We start from the raw sequence: 7,953 nt of genomic DNA, 5'->3' as shown, positions 1-7,953 counted from the left end.
AATCATAACACCTCTTCAAACAAACAATCCTCGGGCTTGACACGAGGATCCAGGCAACGCGGCGAGGGATTGCAATAAGTCTTCTGAAATTCAATGGCTTAAGCTGCCTGGATACTCGGATCAAGTCCGAGCATGACGCCTGTGGGGAGGGTTAGTGACGGTGTCTAACTGCACATCCATAGGTTTGTCATCGAACAGAAGGCGGCGGGCAGACGCCGCCTTCTTTGTGAAAGTCGTTCTTTTGTGGTCAGCCTGGTATGCCGGCTTTCCGGCCGGCTTCCTTGAGAGCCGTTCCCGCAAAATCATCGTCTGAAATGCCTCCACAGAGGTCCTGCCATTCGCAGTCGCGGCAGGCCGCGCGGATTTTTCCGTCTCGGAAGGCTTGCCGGAGCATGTCCAGCCGGCCTTCGGCGAGGGCCGGCAGTTCGCCCGCAGAAATCGCGACCCCAAGCAGTTGCCCGACATCTTGCGAGGCCCGCCGATCGCGGACTTGCACACTTTCCCGTTGGCAATGCGGATCGGGCTCTGATAGCAGCGGTCTGCAGATATCGTCCGGCCCCGAGACGATTTCGATCGGCTCGCCGCCCGCAATCCGCTCCACAACCACCGTCATGTTGGCTGTGAAGGCGGGGCTGTAGCCCTTGCCGGCATAGGTGAGCATGCAGAGCAGATGATGCGGGCGCAGCCTTACCGTCATCAGCCGGCGCGCTTGGGATTGCGGGAAAAACCCTTCAGCACGGCGGCGGCGAGCGCCGATTTCAGCACAGCGCCGATCAGGAACGGCAGGACGCCGGCCGTAAACGCGGCGCCGACGCCGATCATCAGTGACAGCCAGGCAGCGCCAAGCAGCAGGCAGAGCGCGTTGCCGGCAAACATGGCGAGGAAGGCGAGGGCGACCCGATGCCCGTTCCAGCCGCGCTCGGCCAGAAAGCCGGCGACCATGCCGGCGACCGGGAAGGCGAACAGATAGCCGCCCGTGGGCCCGATGAAATGGACAAAGCCCGCGGCGCCGCCAGACAGAACCGGCAGGCCCAGCGCGCCCTCCACCAACCATGCCGCAATGGTCAGTCCACCAAGCCGCCAGCCGTAAAGCGCGCCAACCAGCGTTACCGCAAAGGTCTGCATCGTCATGGGAACCGGAACCATCGGGACTTCGATATAGGAGGACAGCGCCAGGAACAGGGTTCCAAGCACCACCGCGGCGGTTTTCCAGGCGAGACTGCGGTTTTGTGGCGCAAGCGGGCTGAAAGCCGGCAGGAGCGCGGATGAGAATGGACGCATGAAGGACACCTTTCAAATTATAGATAAAATTTAGAATCTATCTCTAAATGAATCCACATAACGGCAAACAACGCAAGCCCGCGCCTCGCCTGAACGAAGCGTGCTGTGGAGTACGGAGAAATAACGAGGAGCGATAGAGGGCGCGCGCCTTGGGACGTGGCCGGTTAAGAGCACGCGGCTCAGGCGCTTCAGCGGGTCTCGCGGTCTGTGTATAACTAGGCGGGCTTTTGCCCGATCCACTGCACGTGGCGGCCGAGGAGAAGGGCTGCGGCTTCCAGATCGCCGCGACGCAACGACGAAAGGATGGCGCGATGGTCGCGGTCGGTCGGCGTTTCCCATTCCGCGCGCCAGCCGGAAAACAGGAAGCGCGCGCTCGCTGTGTGAAGGTCATCGATGCTGCGCATCAGCCGCGGCATGCCGCAGGGGGCGAGGATCAGCCGGTGAAACCGGCGGTTCGCCTCTTCCCAGGCCTGGACGTCGCGGGCCTGATCGCCGGCACGGGTCGCGTCCTCGGCCTCATCGAGAATGGCGCTGGTGAGATGAGGCGCGGCATTGCGGAGCGCCAGCACTTCGAGCGCCGAGCGCATCTCGGCGATCTCGCGGACCTCCTCCATGCTGAAGCCGGCCACGCGCACGCCCCGGCGCGGCTGGCTTTCAACCAGCCCCTGCGCCTCGAGCCGGCGAAACGCCTCGCGCACCGGCACGTGGCTTGCGCCGAACTCCTCGGCGATATGATCCTGCCTCAGCGGCGCGCCGGCGGCGATCTCGCCGGAGACGATCCGTTCGGCTAGCGCCCGGCCGATGCGGGTGGCGATGGGTTCGGCCTTGGTCATGGAATTATAGATAATCCGAGTTGCGATTGAGGTCGAGCCGATTGCAACAAAAAAGGCGGGGCCGCGAGGCTCCGCCTTCCATAAGTCTTCCCGGACAATCCGGTGATCGCGAAGCGCGCTTAGCGCTTGGAGAACTGGAACGAACGGCGGGCTTTCGCGCGGCCGTACTTCTTGCGCTCGACAACGCGGCTGTCGCGGGTCAGGAAGCCGCCCTTCTTCAGAACCGAACGCAGGCCCGGCTCGAAATAGGTCAGAGCCTTGGAAATGCCGTGGCGAACAGCGCCAGCCTGGCCGGAAAGGCCGCCGCCGGTAACCGTTGCGACGATATCGAACTGGCCGTCACGGGCAGCGGCGACGATCGGCTGCTGGAGGACCATCTGCAGCACCGGACGACCGAAATATTCGGAGAAATCCTTGCCATTGACGGTGATCTTGCCAGTGCCGGCCTTCACCCATACGCGGGCGACGGCGTCCTTGCGCTTACCGGTGGCATAGGCGCGGCCGAGGTCGTCGACCTTGCGCTCGTGAACCGGAGCGGCGGGGGTTGCTTCAGCGGTCGCGGCGTCGCCAAGCGTCTTCAGATCGGACAGATCGGCCATTATGCGCTCCTCACATTCTTCTTGTTGAGCTTGGCAACGTCGAGCACTTCGGGCTGCTGGGCTTCATGGGGGTGGTTGGTGCCGGCATAGACGCGCAGGTTCTTCATCTGGCGACGGCCGAGGGGCCCGCGCGGAACCATGCGCTCGACAGCCTTTTCGATGACGCGTTCCGGGAAACGGCCCTCGATGATCTGGCGCGCAGTGCGTTCCTTGATGCCGCCGGGGTAACCGGTGTGCCAGTAGTACATCTTGTCGGTGTACTTCTTGCCGGTCATGGCGACTTTTTCGGCATTGATGACGATGACGTTGTCGCCGTCGTCAACATGAGGGGTGTAGGTGGCTTTGTGCTTGCCGCGCAGGCGCATGGCGACGAGGGTGGCGAGACGGCCGAGGACGAGACCTTCGGCATCGATCACGATCCACTTCTTTTCCACCTCTGCGGGCTTCTGGGAGAAGGTAACCATTATGTTGCTCTCGATTTTGATCCAGCCCCGAAGGGTGGACGTTTCTTGTTGCTTTGCTTGGGGTGAAGCCCAAGCCTGACGGCATAGTCGGTCTGGCCGGATATGCTGGCGGTGGTATAGAGCCAGGGCTGAAATTGGTCAAGAGCTAAAGAGTGGCGTCTATGCAATTTACTTCAATAAAATCAGTAGTTTAAAAATACGGTACAATGATACCGTATTTTGTTGAGCGATTTTATCTGCCGATCTCCCCATGCTCGGGTTTGACCCGAGGGTAACGCGCGGCGGGTGAGGGGGAGGGCCGACGACAGAATATCGCGCGATAGGCGGCGTGAGTAACGCGTATCAGGACACTTCTATGCGTTACCTCGACGCCCGATTAAGCCCTTTACATCTGATAGTAAATATAAGAACATATGCAGAACAAAATCGGAGGGAAACCCCATGGCATTTGACCGCAGAATCAGCATGATCACGCTGGGCGTCGACAATATCGCGGTGGCGACGGCATTTTACGAGCGACTGGGCTGGAAGAAATCGTCAGCCTCGCAGGAAAGCGTCAGCTTTTTCGGGCTTGATGGCATCGTGCTTGGCCTTTTTGGCAGGCAGGCGCTGGCGAAGGATGCTGGTCTGAAGGGCGTCTCAGGCGACAAGCCGACCTTCTCCGGCGTCACCATCGCCTATAATGTCGGCTCGGAGAGCGAGGTGGATGCGGCGCTTGCTTTCGCCGAAAGCTGCGGCGCGCGAATTGCAAAACCGGCGGAGAAAGTGTTCTGGGGCGGCTATAGCGGCTATTTCGCCGACCCGGATGGCCATTTGTGGGAGGTGGCCTTCAATCCGTTTTCGCCGCTCGATGAAAACGGACATATGACCCTGCCGGATTAGAGGGGCGGGCGCGTCCGCGCGCTGTCAGCCATGTGCGCGGATGACGGCGAGGAATTCCTCGCCATAGCGCTGCAGCTTGGTCTGGCCGACGCCGGAGACGGCGAGCATGGCGTCCGGCGTTGTCGGCCGCTCGGCCGCAAGCGCGATCAGCGTCGTGTCCGGGAAAATGACATAGGGCGGCACGCCGTTTTCCTTGGCAAGGGCGGTGCGGGTTGCGCGGAGTTCTTCGAACAGGGCGCGGTTCTCCTCCGGGATTGCGGCGCGCTTTTCAGTCGCGCGTTTGGATGAGCCGGAAGTCTTGCCGCGCGTTGGCCGGTCGGTGCGAAACCGCACGGGTCGTTCGTGACGAAACACGGCGCGCGCCTCGGGCATCAGCTTCAGCGCGCCATAAGCCTCGTGGTCGACCGTGATCAGGCCGGACGCCAGCAATTGCCGGTAGACCGATTGCCAGGTCTTGACCGGCAGGTCGCTGCCCGCGCCGAAAACCGGCATTTGCGCATGGCCGAAGCGTTCGGTGCGCTCGGTCTCCTTGCCGGTCAGAACGTCGATCAGATGACCGGCGCCGAAGCGCTCTCCGGTGCGGTAGATCGCCGCCATCGCCTTGATCGCGGCCTCCGTGCCGTCCCAGGTCTCGACCGTCTTCAGGCAGGTGTCGCAATTGCCGCAGCCGCCCGGATGCGCCTCGCCGAAATGGGCGAGGATCGCCTGCCTTCGGCAGCCCGACGTTTCGCAGATGCCGAGCAGCGCGTTGAGCTTGGCGCGCTCGACCCGCTTGATTTCCTCGACCGCGTTGCCGTTGTCGATCATCCGTCCGCGCTGCACCACATCGGCCATGCCGTAGACCATCCAGGCCTCGGACGGTAGCCCGTCGCGGCCCGCGCGGCCGGTCTCCTGATAATAGGCCTCCACCGAGCCCGGCAGGTCGAGATGGGCGACATAGCGAACATTCGGCTTGTCGATGCCCATGCCGAAAGCGACGGTGGCGACCAGGCAAAGTTCTTCCTCCTTGAGGAAGGCGTCCTGATGCGCGTCGCGGCGCTCGCGGTCCATGCCCGCGTGATAGGGCAGCGCGCGGATGCCCTGCCCGTTCAACCATTCGGCGGTTTCCTCCACCTTGGCGCGCGACAAGCAGTAGACAATGCCGCTGTCGCCCTTGTGGCGGGAGAGAAGGTCCAGCAATTGCCGGCGTGGCTGGTCACGCTCGATGATCTCGTAGGTGATGTTGGGGCGGTCAAAGGAGGTGGTGAAAACCGCCGCGTCCTGAAGCGCCAGCCGCTCGATGATATCCTCACGGGTATGCGGATCGGCGGTCGCCGTCAGCGCCATGCGCGGCACGCCCGGGAAGATTTCCTTCAGTGCGTCAAGCGCGCGGTATTCCGGGCGAAAATCATGGCCCCATTGCGAGACGCAATGGGCTTCATCGATCGCGATCAGCGCGATCTTCACATGCGCCATCATCTCGCGGAAACCGGCCGTCGCCATCCGCTCCGGGGTCACATAGAGGAGGTCAAGCTCTGCATTGTCGAGCCCGCGGCGGATCGCGCCATATTCCTCGCGCGAAAGCGTCGAATTCAGTGCTGCGGCGCGCACGCCAAGCTGTTTCAGCGCCTCCACCTGGTCGCGCATCAGCGCGATCAGCGGCGAGACCACCAGCGCGACGCCCGGCCGGCAGAGCGCGGGCACCTGATAGCAGAGCGATTTGCCGGCGCCCGTCGGAAACAGCACAACGGCATCGCCGCCGGCGACCAACTGTTCGACAACAGCCTGCTGCTTGCCGCGAAACGCGGAATAGCCATAAACGGATTTCAGGATGGAGAGCGGATCGGCGAGGTTTGACATGAAGAAGCCATAACGCCGCATGCGCCAAAGGCCAAGTCACCAGCGTGCGGGAAAGCTTCTGCCCACTGGCTTTTTCTTGCATTCGGCGGCGGTGAGAGCGATAAGCCGGAGCGAGGAAACAAGGCAGGAAAGCATGGCAGGCACGAACAGCGAGCGTCCGCTTATCGCGGAAGGTCCCGTGATCATTCTGGTCAATCCGCAGCTCGGCGAGAATATCGGCATGGTGGCGCGCGCCATGGCCAATTTCGGTCTCGCCGAACTGCGCCTCGTCGAGCCGCGCGACGGCTGGCCGAGCGACAGCGCGCGCTCCGCCGCCTCCAAGGCCGATCATGTGATCGACGGCGTTCAGGTCTTCGACAGGCTGGAGGATGCGATCGCCGACCTCAATTTCGTCTACGCCACCACCGCCCGCAGCCGCGACGGCTTCAAGCCGGTGCGCGGGCCGACGGTTGCCGCCGACACGCTGCGCGCGCGTCACAGGGCAGGGGAGCGCTCAGGCATTCTGTTCGGGCGCGAGCGCTGGGGGCTGAAGAACGAGGAGGTGGCGCTTGCCGACGAGATCGTGACCTTCCCGGTCAACCCCGCCTTCGCCTCGCTCAACATCGCCCAGGCCGTGCTGCTGATGTCCTATGAGTGGATGAAATCCGGCATGGACGACGAAAGCGCGACGCCGTTTCAGGCGCTCGAACAAACGCCGGCCACCAAGGAAAACCTGTTCGGCCTGTTCGCCCATCTCGAAGAGGCGCTCGATGCGCGGGGATATTTCCGTCCCGCCGACAAAAAGCCTAAAATGATCGACAATCTGCGCGCAGTCTTTACCCGCAGGGCGATGAGCGCGCAGGAAATTCATGTGGTGCGCGGGGTGATTTCCGCGCTTGATCGCTATACTCGCAAGAACCCGCGCGGCCAGGATGGCGGCGATGAGCGATGACGGCCCGGTTCTGATCTTCGATTCCGGCATTGGCGGGCTGACCGTGCTGCGGGAGGCGCGCATGCTGATGCCGGAGCGCCGCTTCGTCTATATCGCCGATAACGCCGCCTTCCCCTATGGCGACTGGGAGGAGGAGGCGCTGCTGGATCACCTGCTGCGGCTCTTCGGGCAGTTGCTGGAGGAAATCCGTCCGGCCTGCGTGATCATCGCCTGCAACACGGCCTTCACGCTTGCCGGCGCGGCCCTGCGCGAACGCTTCCCGGAAACCGATTTCGTGGGCACCGTGCCCGCCATCAAGCCGGCCGCCGAGCGCACCGCCTCCGGCCTGATTTCCGTGCTCGCAACGCCCGTGACGGTGAAGCGCGACTACACCAAGGGGCTGATCGAAAGCTTCGCCACGCACTGCCACGCCCGCCTCGTCGGCTCGCGCTATCTGGCGGCGCTGGCGGAAGACTATATCTGCGGCATTGCCGTTGCCGATTCGGCGCTCTGGGCGGAAATCGCGCCGTGTTTCGTGGAGGAGGAGGGCAGGCGCACCGATATCGTGGTGCTGGCCTGCACGCATTATCCCTTCCTCGCCAACCGCTTCCGCAAACTCGCCCCCTGGCCGGTGGACTGGCTCAATCCCGCCGAGGCGATCGCCATGCAGGCCAAGCGCGTGCTGGGGCCATCGACGGCCGCCGCCGACGGCGGCCCGAACCATGACTTCGTGATCTTCACCAGCGAAAACCTGCGCCCGGAAACCGTGCGACTGATGCAGGGCTTCGGCCTCAAGATCGCCGCGCGCCGGGCGCTCTGAGCGACCGCAATTGGGGCGGGGACGGCTCCCGTATGACGCGGTGTTTTGCTGACCCGGCATCCTCTGATGGGTCATGCTCGTGCTTGACACGAGCATCCAGGCCACTCTGAGATCGGTCTTTAGACAATCGCTTTCTCCCCTCCATCTTGTCTCATGGCTCGGGTTTGACCCGAGCAACCAGGCACGCCTGCTGCGCCAGTATCTGAACGCTTTACCTCATGTCGCCCGTAAGCGAGCCACCACAGCCGCCGATCTTGAGGCGCGCTGCCTGGATCCTCGGGTCGAGCCCGAGGATTGTTTGTTGAAAACGGCCTATTGTTAAAGC

Annotated in this window: 9 protein-coding genes; 3 read left to right on the top strand and 6 right to left on the bottom strand. The window is 63.0% G+C overall.

Annotation, left to right across the window (positions count from 1 at the left end; genetic code table 11):
- Positions 1-247 precede the first annotated feature (247 nt).
- The 5 genes from K7H91_RS25105 to rplM form a co-directional block, all read right to left on the bottom strand.
- On the bottom strand, positions 248-697 hold the full coding sequence (locus tag K7H91_RS25105; protein WP_230722900.1) for a DUF1284 domain-containing protein: 450 nt from the start codon (positions 695-697) through the stop codon (positions 248-250).
- Positions 697-1,281 carry a biotin transporter BioY gene (locus K7H91_RS25100; RefSeq protein WP_230722899.1) on the bottom strand — a complete coding sequence of 195 codons (585 nt, stop codon included), beginning with the start codon at positions 1,279-1,281 and terminating at the stop codon, positions 697-699. The genes K7H91_RS25105 and K7H91_RS25100 overlap by 1 nt, the downstream gene beginning before the upstream one ends.
- 215 nt (positions 1,282-1,496) lie before the next feature.
- Positions 1,497-2,114, bottom strand: coding sequence for a GntR family transcriptional regulator (locus tag K7H91_RS25095; protein WP_230722898.1), 618 nt, complete (start codon positions 2,112-2,114; stop codon positions 1,497-1,499).
- A 119-nt stretch (positions 2,115-2,233) separates the two neighbouring features.
- Positions 2,234-2,713 carry a 30S ribosomal protein S9 gene (gene rpsI / locus K7H91_RS25090; protein WP_230722897.1) on the bottom strand — a complete coding sequence of 160 codons (480 nt, stop codon included), beginning with the start codon at positions 2,711-2,713 and terminating at the stop codon, positions 2,234-2,236.
- Entirely contained in the window at positions 2,713-3,177 is a 465-nt protein-coding gene (gene rplM, locus K7H91_RS25085) for a 50S ribosomal protein L13 (protein WP_230722896.1), read from the bottom strand. The genes rpsI and rplM overlap by 1 nt, the downstream gene beginning before the upstream one ends.
- Positions 3,178-3,618: 441 nt before the next feature.
- Here rplM and K7H91_RS25080 point away from each other — a divergent pair, with 441 nt between their 5' ends.
- Positions 3,619-4,059 carry a VOC family protein gene (locus K7H91_RS25080; RefSeq protein ID WP_230722895.1) on the top strand — a complete coding sequence of 147 codons (441 nt, stop codon included), beginning with the start codon at positions 3,619-3,621 and terminating at the stop codon, positions 4,057-4,059.
- Between the two features lie 24 nt (positions 4,060-4,083).
- Here K7H91_RS25080 and recQ read toward each other — a convergent pair whose 3' ends face one another.
- Positions 4,084-5,898: a DNA helicase RecQ gene (gene recQ / locus K7H91_RS25075; protein ID WP_330166044.1), complete on the bottom strand. Its 1,815-nt coding sequence runs from the start codon at positions 5,896-5,898 to the stop codon at positions 4,084-4,086.
- Between the two features lie 133 nt (positions 5,899-6,031).
- Here recQ and K7H91_RS25070 point away from each other — a divergent pair, with 133 nt between their 5' ends.
- Positions 6,032-6,829, top strand: coding sequence for an RNA methyltransferase (locus K7H91_RS25070; protein WP_230722893.1), 798 nt, complete (start codon positions 6,032-6,034; stop codon positions 6,827-6,829).
- Entirely contained in the window at positions 6,810-7,628 is an 819-nt protein-coding gene (murI, locus tag K7H91_RS25065; protein ID WP_230722901.1) for a glutamate racemase, read from the top strand. Before K7H91_RS25070 ends, murI begins: the two co-directional genes overlap by 20 nt.
- Positions 7,629-7,953: the final 325 nt, after the last annotated feature.

The organism is Martelella mediterranea (assembly GCF_021021415.1).
Classification (GTDB): domain Bacteria; phylum Pseudomonadota; class Alphaproteobacteria; order Rhizobiales; family Rhizobiaceae; genus Martelella; species Martelella mediterranea_C.
Note: the sequence above shows the minus strand (reverse complement) of the source record. Positions and strands in the feature narration are given on the sequence as shown.

Coding starts and splice junctions, on each gene's coding strand:
- murI (WP_230722901.1), top strand. CDS start 6,810: ATGGCGGCGATGAGCGATGACGGCCCGGTTCTGATCTTCGATTCCGGC.
- K7H91_RS25080 (WP_230722895.1), top strand. CDS start 3,619: ATGGCATTTGACCGCAGAATCAGCATGATCACGCTGGGCGTCGACAAT.
- K7H91_RS25100 (WP_230722899.1), bottom strand. CDS start 1,281: ATGCGTCCATTCTCATCCGCGCTCCTGCCGGCTTTCAGCCCGCTTGCG.
- rplM (WP_230722896.1), bottom strand. CDS start 3,177: ATGGTTACCTTCTCCCAGAAGCCCGCAGAGGTGGAAAAGAAGTGGATC.
- rpsI (WP_230722897.1), bottom strand. CDS start 2,713: ATGGCCGATCTGTCCGATCTGAAGACGCTTGGCGACGCCGCGACCGCT.
- K7H91_RS25095 (WP_230722898.1), bottom strand. CDS start 2,114: ATGACCAAGGCCGAACCCATCGCCACCCGCATCGGCCGGGCGCTAGCC.
- recQ (WP_330166044.1), bottom strand. CDS start 5,898: ATGTCAAACCTCGCCGATCCGCTCTCCATCCTGAAATCCGTTTATGGC.
- K7H91_RS25105 (WP_230722900.1), bottom strand. CDS start 697: ATGACGGTAAGGCTGCGCCCGCATCATCTGCTCTGCATGCTCACCTAT.
- K7H91_RS25070 (WP_230722893.1), top strand. CDS start 6,032: ATGGCAGGCACGAACAGCGAGCGTCCGCTTATCGCGGAAGGTCCCGTG.